A 21633-nucleotide genomic window follows, 5' to 3' on the forward strand; every position below is an offset into this window, starting at 1 on the left:
AAAACATGAATAAACGAATATTCCGTGTACTGGAATTCGATAAAATCATACAGAAGCTAAGTGAACAAGCAGCATCGTCACTTGGCAAAAAAAGAGTCATGAAAATAGAGCCGGCGACGGAGCTTGCAGAAGTAGAACAGCTACAGGCTGAAACGGATGAAGCAGCTTCTGTCATCCGGCTTCGCGGCGGTATACCGCTTGGCGGCATTTATGATATCCATGCAAGCGTCAAGCGTGCAGTGATCGGCGGTATTTTAAATGCGAACGAGTGCCTCGATATTGCCAGTACGATTTATGGCGGTAAGAACTTGAAACATTTCATCGATGAGCTGGAAGAACCGGAGATACCGATCATTCGCAGTCTTGTTGATCAGCTTGTATCATTGAGTGATTTGGAACGTCATATCAAGAGTGCAATCGATGATCATGGTCGAGTAATGGATGGCGCCTCCGAACGACTCCGCGGTATCCGTTCCCGCATCCGTACGAACGAAAGCCGAGTGCGGGAAAAGCTTGAATCGTATACTAGATCGAAAAGCAAGATGCTGTCAGATTCCATCATCACAATCCGGAATGACCGCTATGTGCTGCCTGTCAAACAAGAATACCGCGGGGCAATCGGCGGTATCGTCCATGACCAGTCTTCCTCTGGGCAGACTTTATTCATGGAACCACAGGCGGTAGTGGATTTGAACAACCAGCTGCAAGAAGCAAGGGCACAGGAAAAGGCGGAAATTGAACGGATCCTCAAGGAAATCAGTATGCGAGTTGCCGAGGATGAAGCAATTTTGCTGGCGAATATCGAAATCCTTGGTCAAATCGATTTCATTGCAGCACGGGCCAAGCTAGGTGCAGTTATGCGATGCTCTATGCCGAAAATGAATGACAAAGGTATCATTCATTTAAAGCAGGCTAGACATCCGCTGATCGATCCAGAGCAGGTAGTGGCAAATGATATCGATCTTGGAGAAGATTACTCTACCATTGTCATCACAGGTCCGAATACTGGTGGTAAGACCGTTACGATCAAAACGATTGGGTTATTTACACTGATGGCCCAATCAGGACTTCAGGTGCCAGCGCTTGATGGCGGTGAAATGGCAGTCTTCACGGAAGTGTTCGCAGATATCGGTGATGAACAATCCATTGAACAGAGCTTGAGTACGTTCAGCTCTCATATGGTCAATATCGTTGATATCCTGAAGCAAGTGGATCATCAGTCACTTGTACTATTTGATGAGCTAGGTGCAGGTACGGATCCGCAGGAAGGTGCGGCACTGGCGATGAGCATACTTGATGAGACGATCAAACGCGGCGCTTCTGTTGTCGCGACGACACATTATCCTGAGCTCAAGGCATACGGCTACAACCGCGACCGCGTGGTGAATGCGAGCGTGGAGTTCGATGTGGAAACACTAAGACCGACATATCGCTTGCTGATCGGTGTTCCTGGCCGCAGTAATGCATTCGAGATTTCCAGACGACTTGGCTTGAAGGAATCCATCATTGATAGTGCCAAGGAATTGATCGGTACCGATTCGAAGAGCGTAGAAAACATGATCGCTTCACTGGAAACATCCCGCAGAGAAGCGGAGCACGATTATGAAACAGCTCGAGCACAGCTTGAAGAAGCTGAAACGCTGAAGCGTGAGTTGGAGAAGCAGTGGCAGGAATTCGATGCCAAGCGTGAGCGCTTGTACCAAAAGGCTGAAGAAAAGGCTGCTAAGGCTGTCGAGCAGGCTAGGGAAGAAGCTGAAGAAATTGTTGCTTCTCTTCGCACAATGAAAAATCAAGCCAGTGTAAAAGAGCATGAAATCATCGAAGCCCGCAAACGACTGGAAGGCGCTTCACCGGAGCTTGCGAAAAAAGGCACAAAAGCAGCACCGCAAACGAAGGAAAACAAGCAGCTTATGCCTGGGGATGAAGTCCTTCTTTTGACATTGGGTCAAAAAGGAACAGTTGTCGAAAAGGTAAGTGACAAAGAATATTTGCTCCAAATTGGAATTATGAAAATAAAAGCGAAACGAAAAGACATCGAATTCGTAAAGAGACAGGACGTATTAAAAGAAAAGCCGGTTGCAACAGTAAAAGGCTCCGCCTATCATGTGAGCACAGAACTTGATTTGCGAGGGGAACGCTACGAGGATGCCCTGCGCCGCGTCGAGAAGTATGTGGATGATGCGCTGCTGGCTGGATATCCTCATGTATCGATCATCCATGGTAAAGGAACGGGTGCCCTGCGTACAGGTGTGCAGGAATTTGCCAAACGCCACCGAGCAGTGAAGAATTATCGTTCTGGGGGCATGAATGAAGGCGGAACCGGTGTAACCGTGCTTGAATTTCAGTAAACAGCGGGGAGTACGGGGTTATGGAGTCATTTTGGGAAAATACGATCGTCCTGACAGCTGCGCGCTATAGCGTGGCAGTACTGAGCATCATCGTGTTTATGGCTATTTTTGAGCTGGTGACTTCCTATAAGAACTGGGAAGAAATCCGCCGGGGTAATTTATCTGTTGCGATGGCAACAGGCGGTAAGATGTTCGGTATAGCGAACGTGCTTCGCTTCTCCTATGAACATAATGATGGTATCCTCCAGAGCATCATGTGGAGTTCCATTGGTTTTGTTATGCTGCTGATAGGCTATTTCATTTTCGAATTCCTGACGCCGACGTACAAAATCGACACGGAAATCGCTAATGATAACCGTGCGGTCGGATTTATTTCGCTTGTTATTTCAGTGGGATTATCTTATGTTATAGGAGCAAGTATTTAGTGCGATGTTTAGGAATGAACGCTTCTAAGCAAACTAGTAGCGTTACGGACTTCAGCAGTGCTATACTCGATGAAAGCTTTTATTTAGGAGGAATGTAATATGGCAATTGTAAATGCAACTGATTCAAACTTTAATACAGAAACAAGCCAAGGACTTGTCCTTGCTGACTTTTGGGCAACTTGGTGCGGACCTTGTAAAATGATCGCACCTGTTTTGGAAGAAATCGACGGAGAAATGAGCGATAAAGTTAAAATCGTGAAACTTGACGTAGATGAAAACCAAGCTACTGCTGGTAAATTCGGCGTAATGAGCATCCCGACATTGCTTCTTTTCAAAGATGGCGAAGTTGTGGATCAAGTAATTGGCTACCAGCCAAAAGAAGCTCTTGTTGAGCTTGTTAACAAACACGCGTAAGCAATAGACATGAGATCCCTTGTTACATCCTTGTAGCAAGGGTTCCTTTATGTAAAGCACTAGAAAAAGGGGAAAGCGAATGAACAAGACGATAACGGATAAACTCGCTGTTCTGCCGCCGCAGCCTGGCTGTTATTTGATGAAGGATAAAAATGGGACGGTCATTTATGTCGGAAAGTCCAAGCTCCTCCGCAACCGGGTCAGATCCTATTTCACCGGTGCTCACGACCGCAAGACACAGCGACTCGTCGCGGAAATTGTAGATTTCGAATATATTGTTACCTCCTCCGAAATTGAAGCACTCATTCTTGAAATGAACCTAATCAAGAAATATGACCCTAAATATAACATCCTCCTGAAGGATGATAAAACATATCCATATTTGAAAATCACAGCAGAAGAACAGCCGCGTTTGCTGGTGACACGAAAAGTGAAAAAAGATAAAGGCAAGTACTTCGGACCATATCCGAACGTAATCGCTGCACGGGAGACAAAGAAGCTGCTGGACAGACTATACCCGCTGCGCAAATGTAATACGATGCCGGACCGCGTCTGCTTGTATTACCACATGCACCAATGTCTTGGTCCGTGTGTTTATCCTGTCTCGCAGGAGACGAACCGTAATATCGTACAGAATATCACGACATTCCTAAACGGGGGACACCATCAGATCAAGAAGGATTTACAGCAGAAGATGCAGGAAGCAGCTGAAGAGCTCGATTTCGAGCGTGCGAAAGAGCTGCGCGACCAAATCCAGCATATCGAATCTGTCATGGAGCAGCAGAAGATGACATTGACGGATCAGACAGACCGCGATGTTTTCGGCTTCGCCTATGACAAAGGCTGGATGTGTGTGCAAGTATTCTTCATCCGCCAAGGCAAGCTGATCGAACGCGATGTAAGTATGTTCCCGTTTTTCGATGAACCAGAGGAAACATTCCTTACTTTTGTCGGGCGCTTCTATCTGCACCAAAACCATTTGCTGCCAAAGCAAGTGCTCGTCCCGATCGGTACAAACGTAGAGGGATTGCAGCAGCTTTTGGAAACGGATGTAGCCATTCCATATCGCGGCCGCAAGAAAGAGCTTGTCGAGCTTGCAGGAAAGAATGCTAAAATCGCCATCAAGGAGAAATTCTCCCTTATCGAGCGTGATGAGGACCGGACAATCAAGGCGGTTGAATCTCTCGGAGAGAAGCTCAATATAGCGACACCGCACCGTATCGAAGCATTCGATAACTCCAATATCCAAGGAAGCGATCCGGTATCTGCAATGATCGTCTTTACTGATGGACGTCCGGATAAGAAGGAATATCGCAAGTACAAGATACGTGATGTAAAAGGTCCTGATGATTACGATACGATGCGAGAAGTCATTCGCAGGCGATATAAGCGGGTGCTGCAGGATAATTTGCCTTTGCCTGACCTGATTGTCATCGACGGCGGAAAAGGACAAATGAGCGCAGCAATCGAAGTGCTGGAGGACGAACTTGGGCTTGATATACCAGTTTGCGGCCTTGCTAAGGATGACAAGCACAGGACAAGTGAATTGCTGTACGGAACACCGCCAGTCGTTGTAGATTTCGAACGGAACGCCCAAGATTTCTATTTGGTGCAGCGTATCCAGGATGAAGTGCACCGATTCGCCATCAGCTTCCATCGCCAGCTGCGCGGGAAGAGTGCGATCAAATCAAAGCTGGACGATATTCCAGGAGTCGGCGAGAAGCGCAGAAGACTGCTCATGCGTCACTTTAAATCAGTGACAGCAATTCAAGAAGCAAGCGTAGAAGAAATTGCTAAGCTAGGAATTCCGGCACCGACTGCTCAAGTTATTCTGAACCATTTGAATAATCCTGAGGAAGTTGCAGAAGAACAGGAAGATGAAAACCAGGCCTAAGATAGGCCTGGTTTTTTTGTAAGCAATTATTCTTTGATACTTTGTGATCTATGCTATACTTGATTTAACATTAATTACCAAACTGCTGCTGAACACAAGTCCAAAAAATCCTTCAAGAGAATGCTCCGGATAAAGCTTTAATAGGATTATTTGCTTCAAAACGAAATGAAGCATCTCATAAAAGAAATGATTTTAGAAATTACGCTCCTGGTATGACATGTATGTTTAAATTTATTTCCAGAAATATTAGTACTAGTTACCAAATTTATTATTTAAATGTAACAATAATATTAGACCAAATGAAATGAGGAGATATAGGAAGGATGATAAATATTTTGCCATGACCACGTCATATCATCGACAGCTTGTACGGACTGTTGTGCGGGAAAGATGGACAAAAACGGTAGATGAACTTTTAGCAGTTCATTTAATGAAGCCGTTTCCTAATACGGAATTGCAGCGAATGCTAGTACATAACACAAGGATGGATGAGTTGGATATAGCAGACTGGAACACGCATTGGATGGAAATCGCAGGAGCTGTATGTCATTTGGGAAGAGGTAATCTTCCTGAAAGGGGACTAATCTATTGGTGCAGCTTGAACTTCTTTTTACGTCATCCGGAGTGGGGTAACCAGAACGACATCTTATCAAAAGAATATCCTGTGTTTCATCGTGAATTTATGGAATACGAGCGTGCTAGATTTTATGTATTGTTCTTTTATTATCAATGGACAGCTGGAAGGAAGTTCTTGAATAGATAGTTCAAAACAGCCTGTATAAGGCGTGAGAAGCATTAAAAAATGACGTGCAAGAAACACACGTCATCCTCCATTATATGTTGTATCCATCAATCTTCCTTAGCAAAATACACATTGAATTGTACATGTTCTTTTTTAGGTACATTTTCGTCTACACATTCACAGGCAAGCTCCTTGATCTGCTCGATGCTTGCAGCGAGGAAGCCTGCTTCCATTCGGTATTCTTTTCCGACTCCGACCTTCCATCTATGTAAGACTGGTGCTCCAGAGAGTTCGAATGTCATTTCTTGTCGTTTCTGTTTGATAAGGCTCAAGTTCCCCCAGCCCATCTGGATGAAGAAGTCCTCGACTTGTTCCATGGATGTCGGGTTTACTTTTCGTGCCAGTTTTTTGCCCATCACATAAAGGATGGAGGAAGCGTCCTCACCTAATAAGTCTGGTAAACTGACAAAACGCAATATATCGTGACCGGCACCATGAGTGATGAGCTGTTCCATATAATCCTTGTCGAATTCTTGCATTTTCTTTTGCATGCATGTCTTCCTTTCCCGCCTTGTTGCAATTACAAAGTATCTTTACTCACTTTACCATGAAAACCGGGTAAACTGCCAATGTCTTTTGGCTGAATTGACAATGTTTATGAAACTGACAAAATTCATCGTTAATCGATTGATTTATATAAAATAAAAAAAGAGATTAGTAAATTTTTTAAAGCGTTTTCTTGACGCCTAAATTTGATAGTTATACAATAATATTGTTAAGAACGGATTCAGTTTTCAATCGGTTTTATTTTTAATCGAATATGAAAACGCAATCATTCTGTTAATTCTGAGAGCTACTGAGGGGGTACGTATGAACGAGAATCGAGAGTTTTTCTACCGCAGGCTTCATTCGTTGTTAGGAGTGCTTCCAATCGGAATCTTCCTTATCCAGCACTTGGTCATTAACCACTTTGCTGCATACGGAAGCGGCAGCTTCAATACTGCTGCCGGTTTCATGCACAATCTTCCATTCCGATTCGTGCTGGAATGGGTCGTCATCTACATACCGATCCTGTATCATGCCATTCTCGGTGTGTACATCGTACTGACAGGCAAGAACAATACGAGAAGATATGGATACTTCCGGAACCTGATGTTTCTGCTGCAGCGGATCACTGGTATCGTGACACTGATATTCATCGCATGGCATGTGTATCAGACTCGCGTTATCACGATCTTCACGCAAGAAACAATTGATTTCGATTTCATGGAAGCGATTTTGACACAGCCATTCTTCTTCTGGTTCTACTTGATTGGCGTCATTTCCACAACGTTCCATTTCGCGAACGGCTTATGGAGCTTCCTGGTTACATGGGGGATCACTGTTTCTCCGCGTTCCCAGCGAATTGCAACATATGCGACCCTGCTTGTGTTCCTAGGCGTAACGTATTTGGGGATACGCTCTTTGCTGGCATTCGGTATGGGCGTATAAGATAGCGGCTTTAAGAGAGGGGACTTAAAGAAATGAGTAAACGAAATATAGTTGTTGTCGGCGGGGGTCTTGCAGGCTTGATGGCAACCATCAAAGCAGCAGAAGCCGGCGTTCATGTAGATTTATTATCCATTGTTCCGGTGAAACGCTCCCACTCCGTTTGTGCACAGGGAGGCATCAACGGAGCGGTCAATACGAAGGGTGAGGGTGACTCCACTTGGGAGCATTTCGATGATACGGTTTACGGTGGTGATTTCCTTGCCAACCAAGGTCCTGTAAAAGGAATGTGCGATGCAGCACCAAGTATCATCCATATGCTCGACCGGATGGGAGTCATGTTCAACCGGACACCGGAGGGACTGCTTGATTTCCGTCGTTTCGGGGGTACGCAATATCACCGGACAGCTTATGCTGGTGCAACGACTGGTCAACAGCTGCTTTATGCACTTGATGAACAGGTGAGACGCTTTGAAACAGCAGGTCTGGTAACAAAATATGAAGGATGGGAATTCGTTCATGCCATCATTGATGAGGAAGGTGTCGGACGCGGTATCCTGACACAGAACATCCAATCCCATGAATTGCGCGCGTTAAGGGCAGATGCAGTCATCATGGCGACAGGCGGTCCTGGTATCATCTTCGGAAAATCGACGAACTCCATCATCAACACGGGTTCTGCTGCTGGAGCTTTGTATGAGCAAGGCGCAATTTATGCGAATGGAGAGTTCATTCAGATTCATCCTACAGCCATACCTGGTGACGATAAGCTCCGTCTGATGAGTGAATCCGCCCGCGGAGAAGGCGGTCGTGTTTGGACGTACAAAGATGGTGAGCCTTGGTACTTCCTTGAAGAGAAATACCCAGCGTACGGAAACTTGGTACCACGTGATATTGCAACGCGTGAGATCTTCGATGTATGTGTTAACCAAAAGCTTGGTATCAACGGCGAGAACATGGTTTATCTTGATCTTTCCCATAAGGATCCAAAAGAGCTGGATGTCAAACTGGGCGGTATCATTGAAATTTATGAAAAATTCGCTGGTGATGATCCACGTAAGGTTCCAATGAAGATCTTCCCGGCAGTCCATTATTCTATGGGCGGTCTTTGGATCAGCGATGATCAAATGACAAACATTCCGGGAATCTTTGCAGCTGGAGAATGTGATTACTCCCAGCATGGTGCAAACCGTCTTGGTGCGAACTCCCTTCTGTCCGCAATATACGGCGGAATGGTTGCCGGACCGAATGCAATCAAATATATCGACGGACTGGATAAGCATGCTGATGATATCTCCAGCAAATTATTCGATGATGCACTTGCAAAAGAGCAGGCAAACTTCGATAAGATGATAAGGATGGACGGGAAAGAAAATGCATACAAGCTGCATCGTGAGCTAGGCGAATGGATGACAGATAATGTGACAGTAGTTCGTGAAAACAGCAAATTGCTGAAAACGGATGACAAATTGCAGGAGCTGCAAGAGCGCTGGAACAATATCAACATCCATGATACATCCCTTTGGAGCAACCAAGGTGTCATGTTCACCCGCCAGCTGAAAAACATGCTGCATTTAGCTCGTGTTATGACAATTGGAGCGTATATGCGGAATGAAAGCCGGGGCGCCCATTACAAACCAGAGTTCCCAGAACGTAACGATGAAGAATTCTTGAAGACTACGATGGCTAGATATGATGAATCTTCCAACTCACCAGACATCTATTATGAAGAAGTAGACACTTCCTATATCGTGCCGAGAAAACGTGACTACAGCCAAGCGAAAGCGAAGGAGGCAAAAGCATAATGGAAGCGACGAAAACGAAGCAAGAGACGATAACAATTATTGTGACACGTCAGAATGATCCGAGTAGCGCCCCTTATGAAGAAACCTTCCACGTACCATACCGGGAGAATATGAACGTCATCTCTGCTTTGATGGAGATCCGGAGAAACCCGGTGAATGCGGAAGGCAAGGAAACGACCCCTATCTATTGGGATATGAACTGTCTGGAAGAGGTTTGCGGAGCATGTTCCATGGTTATCAACGGTACGCCAAGACAGTCTTGTGCGGCACTAATCGATAAACTGGAGCAGCCAATTCGTCTAGAGCCAATGTCTACGTTCCCAATCATCCGTGATTTGGCTGTGGACCGCTCTCAAATGTTCGACAGCCTGAAAAAAGTCAAAGCTTGGGTACCGATTGATGGTACGTACGATCTAGGACCAGGTCCGCGTATGCCAGAGAAGAAACGCCAATGGGCATATGAGCTTTCCAAATGCATGACTTGCGGCGTGTGCTTGGAAGCATGCCCGAACGTAAACGATAAATCAGATTTCATCGGCCCAGCACCGATTTCCCAAGTTCGTTTGTTCAACGCCCATCCTACTGGTGCAATGAATAAAGGGGAACGTCTGGAAGCATTGATGGGTGAAGGCGGTATCGGCAGCTGCGGTAACTCTCAGAACTGTGTTCAGGTCTGCCCGAAAGGTATTCCGTTGACAACATCCATCGCCGAGATGAACCGTGCAACGAATATCCAGTCTTTCAAGAACTTCTTTGGAAGTGACACGAACTACTAAAATAAAAGCCACCAGATCATTATCTGGTGGCTTTGTTTATGATTTTATACCTCGTTCAAATATTCCAACCATATGTTCAAGTGATCTCTCCAAATCAACATCAAGTTTAAATCCAGCATGTTTATTCAAATCAATGAAGCCGTGCAGCATGCTGCGAAATCCTCTGATAGCATGGATCTCTTCTGTTTCCTCTAATGAGAATGCTGTTAAACCATCAGCTATAAGCTGTACAAGCTTTTCACCAACTTCTCCGGTTCCGCCTGGCAGGGAGGAGGCATACAGACCTGGATGAGACGAACCGAAATGGACATAGGCCTTGGCTAGTGACAATAATGGCTGTGCTGTTTGTTCTGTTCCTTTTAAAGCGTCATACAGTTGAATTTGAGCCATTTCAGCCATTTCATGCTTGATTTCTTCTAAGTTTTTGAAGTGATTATACAAAGAAGGCGGCTTAATAGATAAGGAGCGGGCGATGTTTGCCATTGTGACTGCTTCGTATCCTTGTTGTTCTGCTAAGGATAGCGCGGTGTCGATAATCATTGTTTTCGTAAGCTGCTTTCTAGGCATGTATTCTTTCTCCTTTTTCGGCACGCAGAATAGCTTGTTTCATATGCGCAAACGGTTCATGAAGCAAATCTCCATGTCCAACAGCTAAGATTTTAGGTTCTAAGTCGGCTAGCTTCTTAGCAGTTTGAACGGAGATTTGTTTATGCCAGGTAGCCCAGCTGGGAAATGGAAACTGCCATCTTAGATCACCGGATACTGCTATTCCGCCTCGAAGCTGAAACGCGTCTCCGACAAGAAGGGCACCATCTCGATGGTCGAACAATGCCAGCATACCTGGTGTGTGCCCTGGTGCTGCTATCACTTCGAGTGATCCGACACGGTCACCTTCGCTTAAGAACCTATCTGGCTTAGTCTTAATATTTTTTGGGTAACCGCCCTTGATGGCATGGCCAGCTTCCATTTTCTTTTCGTTTTGAAGTATATCCCACTCCATCTGAGATAACATGACTTCTGCATCAGGTAAAGCATCTTTCAAGCTGTCTAAACCGCCAATATGATCTGAATGGGCATGAGTTAATACAATCTTTGTTATCGGTTTACCAATAGTTCGGGCTGCCGAGAGAATAGAAGATGCTGAAGAAGCTAGAGCTGCATCGACCAATGTTAGTCCGTCTTCTTCTTCAATTAAATAACAGTTCACCGGGAATAGTCTTGGCATAAAAGTGAGTTGGTATAGATTGCTTTGTTTTTGTATACGCATAAAATCTTCCTCCAAACTAATGGTATTAGTTAAACTATAAACTAATACCATTAGTTTCACAAGGATTTATTTTCCATTATATTGAATATACATCTACAGGTTAACTAAACGTACCCTACGTATATAGCTGAGGTTTCCCTTGCCTTGCTGTTAGCCAGGGTATATTGCATGGTAAGGAGGAAAAATACAATGAAAAGACAGATTATCGCTCTTGGGGGCGGAGGATTTTCAATGGAACCGGATAATTTAGCGCTTGATCGATATATACTTTCCCAGAGCGCTAAAGACGAGCCGCGTGTTTGTTTCATTCCTACAGCCAGTGGAGATAGTGCGGATTATATCCAACGTTTTTATAAGGCTTTTCAACAACTGCCATGCACGCCTAGTCATCTATCTTTATTCGAGCCGTCGTTTCCAAGTTTGCGTGATTTTGTGATGGAGCAGGATATCCTGTATGTCGGAGGGGGAAGCACCCGGAATATGCTCGCACTGTGGCGTGAATGGAAGCTGGATAATATATTAGCTGAAGCTTATCAGAATGGAGTCATCTTGGCAGGACTAAGTGCAGGGGCCAATTGCTGGTTTGAAGAAGGGCTCACCGACCCTTTGAACGGGCCGCTCTATACATTAAATGGACTTGGTTTTCTATCAGGCAGTGTTTGTCCTCATTTTGATGGAGAAGCGAAACGCAGACCAAGTTACCTAGAAGCGGTCGGAAAAGGAAGTATGAAAGAAGGTTATGGCGTGGGTGATTTTGCTGCCATGCATTTCGTGAATGAGCAGCTGAGCCGAGCTGTTAGTTCCCGGAAAGGTGCTGCTGTGTATAAAATAAACAGGCAAGAAGACGGAAGTTCTGAAGAAGCAATTCCGGCTACTTACCTGAATTAGATTCAGCAGTTACATTTCTACAATAAACCAGTGTATGTTTGAAGTAGTCTCTGAGACAAGCTGCTTTTTCATCAATTCGGCTTCTTCCATCGTATCGAATAGTTTGCACATCGTACTGCCTGTCTCTTTCAGACAGCGAACGTCATCCTTCTCTTCACGCATGATCACATACGCCAATATCATCCCTCATTTATAGTTTTCTAAGATGTGTTTAGAAGATTATATATCGAAGAGGATCTGTTGTATAGCAGTTTTCTGTAAAAAATTGATAAAAATAAGGAAAATTATACTAGGTAAATTAAAATAACCTTACAGCTAAAATGCTATAAGGTTATTTTGGTTCAGCGGAAGAAGGGAAGATCTGTTGCCCCGACTAAACGAGCATAAACGAACAACTGGCCTTTGTGATGCAGTTCATGATCATACATAGCTTGAAGATAAAGTTCTTTCTTACCTTGCATACCCGGTATCTTCGCTTCGTTTTCCAGTGCCAGTTCTTCATCAGTGATAGTATCAAAGGCTTGCGCTGTATCATCTGTAAATTGCTTAACAGCTTGCTTAAGATCTTCCATCATATGTACTTCAGGGAGATCCGGAGGTGACATAACTTCCGTTTTCACCATATTTACGAACATATTGCTCGAGCCAGCTACATGGAGAACCAGATCACGAAGCGTCATTGCATCTTCCCATGGTTTAAAATCCAGATGGCCATCTTCGATTCGGTCAATCAGTTGGATTAATACATTGCGATGCTGCAGCCAATTTTCTTTCCAGTGTTTTGTTTTACTCATGATGTATGCTCCTTTTATGGTGGTTTCTTATACTATAAACAAAAAAGTTATGTGCTGTCATTTGTTAGAGTCTGCGTGACATTTTAAGTGCTGTTTAAACGTCCATTTATTATTCACAAGCATAGTCATCCTTATCCCGGTCAAACTTACGTTGGTAGGCAGGGTGAGTGCTTGGTACACCGTCTGGATATGTTTTTCTAAGTTCCGTACAATTGGCAAACTGTGTTGATTGAGAAGATTCATTTGATGAGCTGTCTACTGGTGTTTCGGAAGTGTCCTGACTAGTGGCACAGCCGTCGAATCCGCGATCTGTCACGTATCCATTTTGCTGCCAAACTGCTTCATCATCTTTTTTAGCAGTTGCTTGTGCTTTCTCGAAATTATCAAGGTATCTTGTATTTGGCGGGTACACATAAGCTACACGTGCCAATCCTTCTTCCAGTAATGTCTGCTGCACGCTCACTCCATCAGCATATACATAGGCAAGTAAACGTCCATACTTGTCCGTTCGTGAACCAACATCGAATTCCAGCTCCAGTTTGTCCGCATCCGCCACTAGTTCTTCATTACGTTTGCTGGCATCCTTTCCATAGGGCTGAACACATTTGTTCGGCGCTTTCGTCTCTGGAGTATCTATAAGCAAGTAGCGGACAGTTTCTTCTTGCCCGTTGTAGTTCACTTTGATTGTGTCGCCATCCACTATTCGGATTAATGAAACTTCTACTTTGTCAGTTGTACCTGACGTGATCGTGGGTTTGGCTTTCGTATCGGTCTGTTATGTTTGGATTACACCGCAGCCACCTATTAACAGCAGTACAAAGGTCAGCCAAACAATATGGTTTATTTTTTTTCTCATGAAGTACGATAACTCCTTCTAGCTGCATTATATGTATAATAAGAGGGAAGATATCGTTTCACAAGGGCAAAAAGCAGGGCATCGGATAGATGCCCTGCTTTTTTATTCTGGTATATAAGGAAGATCCAATTCATCCGGCATATTGATGACATGTGTTTCGGCGTATGCAAGCAAGCCTTCTTTGCCATACTCACGGCCAATGCCGGATTGTTTTACGCCGCCAAATGGAAAGCGGACGTCCAAGCCTTGGATGGCAGCAGTATTGATCATCGTCGTTCCAGCCTGAATCCGCTTGGCTACTTTAACCGCATGCTCTTGCTTGCCCCAAACCGAACTAGTCAGGCCATAGATGCTTTTGTTGGCAAGATGAATCGCATGCTCATCATCTTTGAAAGGTAAGATGGGGACCGTCGGACCAAACTGTTCTTGTTCGACAATCGGATCATCATAATCAGCACCAAGCACAAGCGTAGGCTGCATAAAGTATCCTTGTTTGAATAGGTCTTCATCCATTATTTTGCCGAGTTTGATGACTTCAGCCCCTTTTTGTTTGCTGTCATCAATCAGCCCCTGGACAAATTCCATCTGCTTTTTATTATTTACCGGACCAATCGTGACGTCTTCGGCGAAGGGATCACCAACGCGAATCCACTTATCAGCAGCTTCCCGATATTTTTCGATAAACGCTTCGTAAATGGACTCATGTACGTAAACACGTTTGGCGATCATACAAATTTGGCCTGCCGTCAGGAAGTTTGAAACGACAATCCGGCGCATTGCTTTTTCATCATTCACATCAAAGTCTTCCAGTACAACGGCAGCGTCATTGCCGCCTAGCTCCAATGTCATATGCTTGATTGTATCGGCCGCTGCTTTCATAATGTGCTTTGCTGTTTCTGTTCCGCCAGTGAACGCAATCTTAGCTACTTTCGGGTTGGAAGTCAGTTCGACGCCAACTTCAGCTTCGCCATGCACAAGATTCAAAACGCCTGCTGGAAACTCGCCTGCAATTATCTCAGCAACTCTGCTGACAGCCAGCGGCGCCAGGGGGCTTGGCTTCAGGACCATCGTATTGCCTGCAAGCAAGGCAGGCGCAATCTTGATAGTTGAGAGCGAAATTGGATAGTTCCAAGGAGAAATAGCACTGATCACTCCGATTGCATCACGAGCTATGATTGTTTTACCGCCATCATGCTCGTTCACTTCATCTTGAAGTACTTCCATGACATTATCACAGGCAAACTCCATCCACATCAGGGACACAGCGATTTCGCCCTTCGCATCATATAATGCTTTCCCATGTTCCCTGGATAGGAGAGCTGCAATGTCTGATGCGTTATCTTTTATCTTTTGGATAGCTCGGCGCATGCGCGTGATTCGATCCTCGAATGAAGATTGCCGCCACTCGGTGAACGCTTGATCAGCGGCATCAATTGCCTGGATTGTTTCGTCTTTCGTATTGAGCGGGGCGTATCCGACCACTTCTTTAGGGTTAGCCGGATTTTCTCTGGGAGCTTGTTTTTCGGCTTTATGCTTTTTTCCATTAATGATGCTATCAATCACAACTGGTTCCACAGACATGTCAAGCACTCCGTTTCTATTGATTTGGTATTACTATACCCAAAAGAGAAGGCAATAATTATAGGCGGCGATTATGCGTTATAAAGAGGGGGAATGCTATAGTAGTTATGTTAGGAATAGGAGGTCTTTTATATGGATTTAAAGGGTAATAAAATATTGATTACGGGCGGAGCATCCGGTATTGGCTTTGCTTTTGCGGAACGTTTTTTGCAGGCGGGCAATGAAGTGATTGTATGCGGCAGAAGGGAAAGTAAGCTGCAGGAGGCAAGGGACAAGCATCCGGAACTGATTACACGTGTATGTGATGTTACGGTTGAATCCGAGCGAACTGCGCTATTTGAATGGGTAAAACAAGAGCATCCAGATGTAAATATACTAGTCAATAATGCAGGAATCCAGCAGCGCTTCAATGTTTTAGAAACTGATGCAGTGAATGACTGGGCATATTTCAATAAAGAAATATCAGCCAATGTTGAAGCACCATTCCATCTATCCATGCTGTTTGCACCTTTCATTGCTTCCAGCGGGAAGAAAGCAGCCATTATAAATGTGACCTCAGGTCTTGCGTTCACGCCAATGGCCATAGCACCAATCTATTCGGCAACAAAAGCCGCATTGCATTCCTTCACGATGAGTCTGCGCTTGCAGCTTGCTGAAACGGAAGTGGAAGTGATTGAAGTTGCTCCGCCGGCAGTCAACACAGATTTGGGAGGAGTAGGCATCCATACCTTCGGAGAACCAGTCGATGCGTTTGCTGAAGGGATATTCAAAGGGCTGGCCGAAGGTAAGGAAGAAATAGGGTACGGTACTTCAGCCAAGGCCTTGCGAATGTCACGTGATGAAATTGATGAAGCAGTAAAGAATATATATAGCAGGGTGAAGTAAAGAGAAGAAGAGCTGATCACAAGGACCAGCTCTTTTTTGATGATTTATTTCAATTTACCGTATCCAAGATGATACAAGGCATTTTTTAGATTCGATACTGTAGTTATCGACTTGAAATCTAAACCAAGTGAGACCATCGTCTGTGCGATTTCTGGACGGATTCCCGTAATGATGGTTTTAATCCCGCTTACACGAAGGGATTGAACAATTTGAACAATTTGATTGGCCACCATCGTATCGATCATCAACACGCCAGAAACATCCAAGACTAGGTGATCCAATTCTAAAGCATTGCCTTGTGTCAATGCAGTCTCCATGATCAATTTGGCCCGATGTGTGTCGATCTCGCCGACAATGGGTATAACAGCTAATCCTTCATAAATCGGAACTACCGGCACTGACAATTCTTCCAGCGCACTATAGGCAATGCTAACCATCTTCTTATTATGTTTCTCAAACTGTCTTCCAATTTCGAAGCTGACTACCTCCAGCATTGGATCGATGATTTTCGATACATCCAGCATGGTAATCGCAGCAAAATGCCGCTCCTCCAGTTCAACCGTGAATATATCCCAAATAACACTGCGGAAGCTGGAAACGTATTGCAACGTAGCAGTCAAGGAAACATTCATCTCCGTAGCTGCTTGTCCAGCCCACGAACCCCAAGCTAAAAAGCTCTTTTCCACTTCTTCCTTATTATCCTCAGCAAAAAGGATGGCACCGATATTAGATACAAGTTTCGCATTGAATTTGGATAATTGCTCTTTCGGAAGAGATAAGATACGAAGCTCTTTATTTAATGTCGAATCGAGGTTTAGAAGTACAGACTCGGCAATAATATCCTGGTTCATCTGTATCTTCTCCCCTATATATCTCAATTCGTCTTTCATACTGATGTCCCCTTTTATGTTGTGTACTACCTTAAGAATAATCTAAGTGCAAGTGGAATGGAAGTTATAAGTGGTATAAATAATACTCCTTTTATTAGAAATTACGGCTGACTATCTTCATTTGAAATTATTATGTACATCTGCGATTCGTCTTATTAGGTACCACAGAGAGGGAGTGGTTAAACGGAAAAAATAATAAAAAATAAACGTATCCCGGTATAAATCGAATACGCTCATATTTTTTATCCCTTATAGTTTGAAGCTTGGATATCTATAACACTTTTCGCTGGTATATAAAAGTAGTAAATGCCCACGACGTACCATAGAAAGGTAGGCTAATCCAAATATAGATTCAAAGTGCATGTTTTGATGTGTTTTATTTTTTTACAGCATGAATGTAATGAATGGTCTCAAAGGCTGATAGGTAATCTTCTCGATTGTTAAAATACAATTCATTAATTTTATCAGGTGATAAATGTTCATAAATGAGTAAGCCTGATTTCTCTAACACTTTTTCGATTTCAAAGTAAGAAAAACATGATTTCATTGGTTCCCCGCCTATTGATGCCATTTTCACCATATTTTCAACTCTATTAGAGGTTCCTTTTTCTTCGAATAGTTTTTCGTCTGCATAATCAAGAACGATCGAACTTCCTGGTGGAACCTTGGTGAATATATAATCTATTAAGCTTTTAACTTCCTCTTTAGTTAAATAGTAGGAAACACCTAAAAGACTAAAGAACGTCTTTTTGTTTTCAAATCCTTTACCTATTAGGTTTTGATAGGACAACTTTTTGGTGAAGTCCATAGAAACAAAATGAAGATTACTTGGGATTTTTAAATTAGCCTCGTCCAATCTTTGCTTTTTAAATTCCTGTGTAGTGGGATGATCAATTTCGAATATTTCTAAGCTGTTTTCCAATTCTGGATGTCGGAAACTGAAAGTATCTAATCCAGCGCCAAGTATGACATATTGTCTTAATCCTAACGCTACCTCATTAAGTAATACTTTTTCGCAATACGCAGCACGTGATAAGGTTATAGGAGAAAGTTGGACTTGTGTAATCCATTTTAATATTTCTTCTGTATTTCCCTCGAATTTTTGTGCGATATCTTCGTCGAAGAAATGTATACCTTGAACCATATTCTCTTTGATGTCATTGAATTCTTTATCAGAAATTAAGTCTTTAGCTATATAATCATTAAAGATTTTAGGGGTATCAAATTGACTATGGTAGGATCTGCCGAAAGCTGATATTAACGAAGTTACACTTGACTCATCTTTCTTCATACAAACACACTCCTTTATTTAGAACAAAAAAAATAGGATTCCCCTGGCCAGGAGAATCCTATTATATACATTAAAAATATAAAAGTAAATTATAGCATAAATAAATTATTTTGTCAAGTTAAAATTATTAATCACAGCTTTTTTCGTACAAATATCGACACCTAGCAAGCGTTACATGGATAAAGAGACTTTTCTTTAAGTGGCTCAAAAAAGAAGGAATTCTTACCCCGTACCCATTATATATACAGGAAGTTTTCCACGGGGGAGTAAAAATGAATATATGGTAAAAGTGAAGTACATGGACAATAAGAGACCTGGGAGAGTAGATATAGGCGGTCTTGAAGCTGAGAACCCTACGGAAAAGACCCGCCCGCAATACCCGCGTCACCCATCTCAGCCCAATTCATTTCAACAGAGATCATTAAGCAAAATTAAATTCAACGTTCATAACTACATAATAATCCTACTCATCAAAAATAAAAATAATAACAGCATACAAAGATAGCTGTTATTTCGCATTTTGTGGGGATCAATAGTACTTTTGTTCTTTTAATATCTACTACTTTTCCAGTCGTTATAAAAATCTATAAGTGTTGAATGTATTGCATGTAAAGCCATTAAAATTAAATACAACATCATAAAGGTGGCAATTTCACCTGTGAAAAAGGCAATAATTGCAATTACTACTAGCCAGAAGTATAAAATTATCTTATTCGTATTCATATTCATTTTCTTGTAAACCTCCATTATCCTCTTTATTTTAACGTAAGATAGAGTGATTTCATATAAATTCCAAAAAAACTACAGCATGTTGGTCTAGTGCATAAAAAAACGCCAAACCGTGGGTTCTTGTTTTTGTTCTAGGGTTTTCTCTAGTAGCACCGAGTTTTGCTAGAGCTGAAGAGAGCCAAGTTAGTAAGGATTCATTTGGAGAAGTAATTATTATCATGCCTGAACAAGAGCCAGATGAAAACGTTATTGTAAGAGATAAAGATTGGGCAGGTAAGTTAGAATATAATAATGAATTATCTGAAGAAGAAGCTCCGGAACTCTTTGAGAATCTAGAGGATGTTTCGATAGATGACATTGATGATACATAGGATAACGAGATAGATTGGGATAGTGTTCCTCTAGTAAAAGATCCGAATCAAGAAGAACCTGTATTTCATGCAAGTGCTAGAGTACTAATTGCTAAGTTAGTATGGAGTGGGCATATGAAACAACTTTATCCAATATATTAGGAGTAAAATTATGCTGCAAATCAAACAATTTATAGTAACTAAACCAATTGAGAGTTTAGAAAATGCCTCTTTAAAACCTGAAGACTATGTTTGTTTCTTTGAAAACTATAAAGATAGATGTGTTGAGTTTGTAAAAACAAACATAGGCGAGCTACTGAACGATAACCTCTTAAGTCTTGATGGGGGACTTTCATTTATATATCAGAATAAAGAGTATCTGGGTGTCGAGTATTGGGATGACCTTCCCATGCTTTGGGCATTTATATTTAATACTTTAGAAGAATGCTTGGAATCCGGTGAAGGTAATTGCCTTTTTCCAGGGCAACCGGTAGAAATAGCGATGAAAGACAAAGGTACTAACATTCAAATCCAATTCGATCATCAGACTGTAACAGTAGATAAAAAGTTAGTGGTAAAAGAGTTGCTAATACATGGTAAATTATTCTATGAAACTCTTGTGAAAGATCTGAATCTAACTGCTTACAAGTATGACCTCAATAGGATAAATCGATTGGCGTCTGTATTATAGATCTATTACTCATGAACCAATTAAATTAACTAAAGGATTTCCTTCGTTAGTTAAGAAGATGTAAAAAAACAAACCCTCCTTAATCGGAGGGTTTTAATCATTCACCAAACATTGCAGTTGTATCCTTCTAGAATATCTCCTTAAATACATCAATTTCACCTTGAGTATATTTGTGTAGCAGTGGATTGTTAGGCGTCAATTCATAATTTATATCCTCATCTTAATCAAGTTCAAGCGCCACGAAAAGAGTTAACCCATCAACAATCTGCTGCCTCGCCAATACATACTCAGAATATAAATTGTGCCTCACAATATCTCCTCCTTTTACTCCTATAATCGGATAAAGGAGAGAATAAGTGTGGTTATTTACTCATTCATAATAAAACTCATTGGAAAATGATCACCTTTCTGTGTACACAGTTAATATTAGGGCTCCACTTTCTATAAAAAATGGTGGGTCCTCCGCGCCAGCTCTAATTGAAAAGTTGTAAGTGCCCGGTTCAACATCAGACATCCATAGTAAGTCCAATGTCTCATATTGTTCATAGGTCTCATCTATATTCTTTGCTCGGAAGCCTTGTTCCACTTGGTAGATAATAAATGGTTCACTTGCTTCAATAAGAGACAATTGGACGATACCATTTGCTTCAGCAGCAGGTGTATGAGGAAGAAAAAAATAGACATTACCTTCAATCTTTATCTTTGAATTTTTAGTAATGGTGACCGGTTGAAAATTATATATAGTTGTTGCTCCCGACTGATTAATGTCAATTTCTTGTATCTCAGTAATATTAAAACCGTCACTTGGGGCAGTTTCTTTACATTTTCGTCTGTTGTTTTTATTTCGTTTTTCTATCCAATTTTGAGAATAAGAATTATTTCTTTTACTCATGCTAAAGTCTCCTTATACAGTCATACATATTATTATGTTGGAAAACTTTCTCGCGATAAGGTAATAGTCCTTACATATTAAAAGAAGGGCTATCAAAGCTATTTATAAAAAAAATCCCCAATAAGGAGATTAATTAGGCCAAGAGTCAAAGGAGGGAATGCGTAAAGGACCTTTGCTCGTAAGGTTTCGGTATTTAACTGTTACACTTAGACCTGGATTTAGATAAATGAAATCATCTGTTTCTTTTGAAACATGCTCATTGTATTCGGCATAAAATTTCTTTTTATGTTCTGCCTTCGTAAAATTCAAGGATGCCAGCTGGTGAACCATCTTTAAATGATAATAATAAGCCGAATTCTTTCTTTCTAAGACCGCTGATACATACATCTTCGTACTGATAGTTAATCACCTTTAGCCAATTAGGTGAGCGTGTACCTGGTTTATAGATGGAGTCAGCTTTCTTTAGTACAACCCCTTCTATTGACTGCTCTTTTAATGAAGTTAAAGAAAGCTTCATCTTGCCCCTCGAAGTGTCGAACAAATACAAAGAGATCATCAGCGGACAAATACTTAATATCGTAACTCCTCCGCCAATAATCGTTAACAATTCGCGAATTCCGTTCACCC

22 protein-coding genes and 1 pseudogene are annotated in these 21633 nt (G+C 42.3%); 12 read left to right on the forward strand and 11 right to left on the reverse strand.

Annotated features, from left to right (window positions below):
• Positions 1 to 5 precede the first annotated feature (5 nt).
• The 5 genes from CHH91_RS04135 (at position 6) to CHH91_RS04160 (ending at position 5844) form a co-directional block, all read left to right on the forward strand.
• Positions 6 to 2348: an endonuclease MutS2 gene (locus tag CHH91_RS04135; RefSeq protein ID WP_095222223.1), complete on the forward strand. Its 2343-nt coding sequence runs from the start codon at positions 6 to 8 to the stop codon at positions 2346 to 2348.
• A gap of 20 nt (positions 2349 to 2368) precedes the next feature.
• The gene (locus CHH91_RS04140) at positions 2369 to 2773 is read left to right on the forward strand and encodes a DUF350 domain-containing protein (RefSeq protein ID WP_038562084.1); all 405 of its coding nucleotides are present in this window, start codon (positions 2369 to 2371) and stop codon (positions 2771 to 2773) included.
• A gap of 99 nt (positions 2774 to 2872) precedes the next feature.
• Entirely contained in the window at positions 2873 to 3187 is a 315-nt protein-coding gene (gene trxA / locus CHH91_RS04145) for a thioredoxin (RefSeq protein ID WP_038562082.1), read from the forward strand.
• A gap of 79 nt (positions 3188 to 3266) precedes the next feature.
• Positions 3267 to 5081 carry an excinuclease ABC subunit UvrC gene (gene uvrC, locus CHH91_RS04150; protein ID WP_095222224.1) on the forward strand — a complete coding sequence of 605 codons (1815 nt, stop codon included), beginning with the start codon at positions 3267 to 3269 and terminating at the stop codon, positions 5079 to 5081.
• A 340-nt stretch (positions 5082 to 5421) separates the two neighbouring features.
• Entirely contained in the window at positions 5422 to 5844 is a 423-nt protein-coding gene (locus CHH91_RS04160; RefSeq protein WP_095222225.1) for a YxiJ family protein, read from the forward strand.
• 86 nt (positions 5845 to 5930) lie between these two features.
• On the opposite strand, the gene CHH91_RS04165 is transcribed toward CHH91_RS04160, so the two are convergent.
• Complete coding sequence (locus CHH91_RS04165; protein WP_095222226.1) at positions 5931 to 6374, reverse strand: YslB family protein; 444 nt, start codon at positions 6372 to 6374, stop codon at positions 5931 to 5933.
• A 319-nt stretch (positions 6375 to 6693) separates the two neighbouring features.
• On the opposite strand from CHH91_RS04165, the gene CHH91_RS04170 reads away from it, so the two are divergent.
• Genes CHH91_RS04170 through sdhB form a run of 3 tightly spaced genes read left to right on the forward strand, consistent with a single transcriptional unit; the run spans position 6694 to position 9892 of the window.
• Complete coding sequence (locus tag CHH91_RS04170) at positions 6694 to 7314, forward strand: succinate dehydrogenase cytochrome b558 subunit (RefSeq protein WP_095222227.1); 621 nt, start codon at positions 6694 to 6696, stop codon at positions 7312 to 7314.
• Between the two features lie 32 nt (positions 7315 to 7346).
• Complete coding sequence (gene sdhA, locus CHH91_RS04175; RefSeq protein ID WP_095222228.1) at positions 7347 to 9116, forward strand: succinate dehydrogenase flavoprotein subunit; 1770 nt, start codon at positions 7347 to 7349, stop codon at positions 9114 to 9116.
• Positions 9116 to 9892, forward strand: a complete 777-nt coding sequence (gene sdhB, locus CHH91_RS04180; protein WP_095222229.1) for a succinate dehydrogenase iron-sulfur subunit — start codon at positions 9116 to 9118, stop codon at positions 9890 to 9892. Before sdhA ends, sdhB begins: the two co-directional genes overlap by 1 nt.
• Positions 9893 to 9928: 36 nt before the next feature.
• Here the strand turns inward: sdhB and CHH91_RS04185 are convergent, their stop codons facing one another.
• The gene (locus tag CHH91_RS04185) at positions 9929 to 10459 is read right to left on the reverse strand and encodes a TetR/AcrR family transcriptional regulator (RefSeq protein WP_095222230.1); all 531 of its coding nucleotides are present in this window, start codon (positions 10457 to 10459) and stop codon (positions 9929 to 9931) included.
• Positions 10452 to 11159, reverse strand: coding sequence for an MBL fold metallo-hydrolase (locus CHH91_RS04190; protein WP_095222231.1), 708 nt, complete (start codon positions 11157 to 11159; stop codon positions 10452 to 10454). Before CHH91_RS04190 ends, CHH91_RS04185 begins: the two co-directional genes overlap by 8 nt.
• A gap of 189 nt (positions 11160 to 11348) precedes the next feature.
• Between CHH91_RS04190 and CHH91_RS04195 the strand changes: the two genes are divergently transcribed.
• The gene (locus CHH91_RS04195) at positions 11349 to 12047 is read left to right on the forward strand and encodes a Type 1 glutamine amidotransferase-like domain-containing protein (protein WP_095222232.1); all 699 of its coding nucleotides are present in this window, start codon (positions 11349 to 11351) and stop codon (positions 12045 to 12047) included.
• A 9-nt stretch (positions 12048 to 12056) separates the two neighbouring features.
• Here the strand turns inward: CHH91_RS04195 and CHH91_RS20450 are convergent, their stop codons facing one another.
• From CHH91_RS20450 to CHH91_RS04210, 4 genes and pseudogenes are all read right to left on the reverse strand, one after another.
• Complete coding sequence (locus tag CHH91_RS20450; RefSeq protein ID WP_176465662.1) at positions 12057 to 12224, reverse strand: hypothetical protein; 168 nt, start codon at positions 12222 to 12224, stop codon at positions 12057 to 12059.
• 164 nt (positions 12225 to 12388) lie between these two features.
• Positions 12389 to 12841 (reverse strand): DinB family protein, encoded by a 453-nt coding sequence (locus CHH91_RS04200; RefSeq protein WP_095222233.1) that lies wholly within the window; start codon positions 12839 to 12841, stop codon positions 12389 to 12391.
• Positions 12842 to 12950: 109 nt separating this feature from the next.
• A pseudogene (locus tag CHH91_RS04205) lies at positions 12951 to 13565 on the reverse strand (thermonuclease family protein); the annotation flags it as partial.
• A gap of 234 nt (positions 13566 to 13799) precedes the next feature.
• Positions 13800 to 15278, reverse strand: coding sequence for an aldehyde dehydrogenase family protein (locus CHH91_RS04210; protein ID WP_095222235.1), 1479 nt, complete (start codon positions 15276 to 15278; stop codon positions 13800 to 13802).
• Between the two features lie 132 nt (positions 15279 to 15410).
• Here CHH91_RS04210 and CHH91_RS04215 point away from each other — a divergent pair, with 132 nt between their 5' ends.
• On the forward strand, positions 15411 to 16163 hold the full coding sequence (locus tag CHH91_RS04215) for an SDR family oxidoreductase (protein ID WP_095222236.1): 753 nt from the start codon (positions 15411 to 15413) through the stop codon (positions 16161 to 16163).
• A 44-nt stretch (positions 16164 to 16207) separates the two neighbouring features.
• On the opposite strand, the gene CHH91_RS04220 is transcribed toward CHH91_RS04215, so the two are convergent.
• Both CHH91_RS04220 and CHH91_RS04225 read right to left on the reverse strand, forming a co-directional pair.
• Positions 16208 to 17053, reverse strand: coding sequence for an STAS domain-containing protein (locus CHH91_RS04220; RefSeq protein ID WP_095222237.1), 846 nt, complete (start codon positions 17051 to 17053; stop codon positions 16208 to 16210).
• Positions 17054 to 17429: 376 nt separating this feature from the next.
• The gene (locus tag CHH91_RS04225; protein ID WP_095222238.1) at positions 17430 to 18344 is read right to left on the reverse strand and encodes a class I SAM-dependent methyltransferase; all 915 of its coding nucleotides are present in this window, start codon (positions 18342 to 18344) and stop codon (positions 17430 to 17432) included.
• A 947-nt stretch (positions 18345 to 19291) separates the two neighbouring features.
• Here CHH91_RS04225 and CHH91_RS20455 point away from each other — a divergent pair.
• Together CHH91_RS20455 and CHH91_RS04240 are read left to right on the forward strand one after the other, a co-directional pair.
• Entirely contained in the window at positions 19292 to 19444 is a 153-nt protein-coding gene (locus CHH91_RS20455; RefSeq protein WP_176465663.1) for a hypothetical protein, read from the forward strand.
• Positions 19445 to 19595: 151 nt separating this feature from the next.
• Positions 19596 to 20114: a hypothetical protein gene (locus CHH91_RS04240; RefSeq protein WP_095222241.1), complete on the forward strand. Its 519-nt coding sequence runs from the start codon at positions 19596 to 19598 to the stop codon at positions 20112 to 20114.
• A gap of 400 nt (positions 20115 to 20514) precedes the next feature.
• Here CHH91_RS04240 and CHH91_RS04245 read toward each other — a convergent pair whose 3' ends face one another.
• Positions 20515 to 21006, reverse strand: coding sequence for a hypothetical protein (locus CHH91_RS04245; RefSeq protein WP_095222242.1), 492 nt, complete (start codon positions 21004 to 21006; stop codon positions 20515 to 20517).
• Positions 21007 to 21289: 283 nt separating this feature from the next.
• Positions 21290 to 21633: ATP-dependent DNA ligase (locus CHH91_RS04250; RefSeq protein WP_483372387.1), on the reverse strand; the 344-nt coding region annotated here is incomplete at its 5' end.

This window comes from Virgibacillus sp. 7505 (assembly GCF_002272135.1).
Taxonomy (GTDB): domain Bacteria; phylum Bacillota; class Bacilli; order Bacillales; family Amphibacillaceae; genus Terribacillus.